Below are 1,633 nucleotides of genomic sequence, written 5' to 3' on the forward strand. Positions count from 1 at the left end.
TCACGGCCTGGAAATAATGATGTTGGTTATGACGTGGTAGAAGGGATAGCGGTTGTCCCGATACAGGGAACACTCGTGCAAAAATTGGGTTCTCTACGTCCGTACAGTGGCATGACTGGATATGATGGCATCAGGCAATCTTTTCTTACCGCGCTTTATGATCCCGAAGTAACAGGAATTTGCTTAGATATTGATTCCCCAGGTGGCGAAGTTGCGGGCTGTTTTGATTTGGTAGATGAAATTTACGCGGCACGAGGGACGAAGCCGATTCACGCTATTTTGACAGAAAACGCATATTCCGCTGCTTATGCACTAGCCAGTGCTGCTGACAAAATCTATGTCCCGCGTACCGGTGGAGTCGGTTCAATAGGAGTGATAGTCATTCATTGTGACTGGTCACAGCGGATTAAAGAGGACGGGTTACAAGTAACGATCATCACATACGGAGACCGAAAAGCGGAAAGTAACCCTTATGTGCCGCTAACTGATCAGGCTCGTGGTGCAATACAAGATGATGTAGACACGATGGGAAAACTGTTCGTGAGTACGGTTGCCCGCAATCGGGGCATTTCTGAAAAAACGATTCGTAACACTCAAGCGGCATGCTTTTTAGCTAACGAGGGTGTTGGTCTGGGATTAGCTGACGAGGTTATCACGCCCGATGCTGCATTCCGAAAATTACTGAGTGAATCAGGAGCTTAATAGATGGCTAGTTTAAAATTCGCCCACTTGTTGGGTCTCAAAAAGTCAGCGTCGGAAGATGATGACGACAAAGAAAAAAGCAAAAAAGCGAAATCCCGTCGTGCTGAAGAAGAGGACCGCGACGACGAAGACGCCGAAGATGAGGATGACGATACCAAGGCTGATGAGGATGAAGATGACACTGACGCTGAGGAAGATGACGATGACCAAGATGATGAAGATAAATCATCTAAAAAAGGGAAAAAGGCTAAGTCTCGTCGTGCTGATGACGATGATGAAAATGCCGCAGATAATGACGATAAAAAAGAAGGTCGTCGCGCCGAACGTAAGCGTTGCGCCGCTATTTTCGGCAGTAAGCACGCTGCGGGCAGGCCGGACATGGCCGCCCATCTGGCGTTCAATACTCAAATGTCGGCACGTGAAGCTATCAGCACTTTAGCATTAACGGGATCAGCACCCGTTTCACGCCGCGCTTCATTAGATGAGCGTATGCAACAGGCACAGCAAGTCAGACTGGGACCTGACGCTAGTCAGCCCGCACGGGGTTCTGTCGAGGCCCTTGTTGCTAATGCGACCCGTCTCTACAACTCAGCAAAAGGTAAAAAATAATGGAACAGATTGGACAAAACCCCTTTGCGCCGGGTATGACATCAACAATGTTCGTTCCCGATCAGTTAGTGTCTGGCCCGCTTCAACTTGTTACAGATACAGTAACTATTGCAAAAGTAGGGTTATTGAAACGGGGTACGGTGTTAGGGCTTATCACTGAATTAAAAGAATATGCCTTGAGCGTTAAGACATCGACAGACGGCAGAGAGAAACCTATTGCTATTCTCGCTGATGATGTTGATACAACAACAGAATCCAAGTCATGCGGGGTGTATCTGCTCGGCGAGTTTAACCAAAATCGCCTGATATTCGATAAAAGCTG

Annotated in this window: 3 protein-coding genes; all 3 read left to right on the plus strand. The window is 47.6% G+C overall.

Features of this window, described 5'->3' with window-relative positions; translation table 11 throughout:
- Positions 1-702, plus strand: a 702-nt coding sequence (locus LG003_RS22835) for a S49 family peptidase (protein WP_262981740.1), incomplete at its 5' end; no start/stop codon positions are given.
- Positions 703-729: 27 nt separating this feature from the next.
- Entirely contained in the window at positions 730-1,311 is a 582-nt protein-coding gene (locus LG003_RS22840) for a hypothetical protein (RefSeq protein WP_262981741.1), read from the plus strand.
- Positions 1,311-1,633 (plus strand): head decoration protein (locus LG003_RS22845; protein ID WP_262981742.1); only part of this gene is annotated, 323 nt, incomplete at its 3' end. The genes LG003_RS22840 and LG003_RS22845, both read left to right, overlap by 1 nt.

Source organism: Photorhabdus kleinii (assembly GCF_025384885.1).
GTDB lineage: Bacteria > Pseudomonadota > Gammaproteobacteria > Enterobacterales > Enterobacteriaceae > Photorhabdus > Photorhabdus kayaii.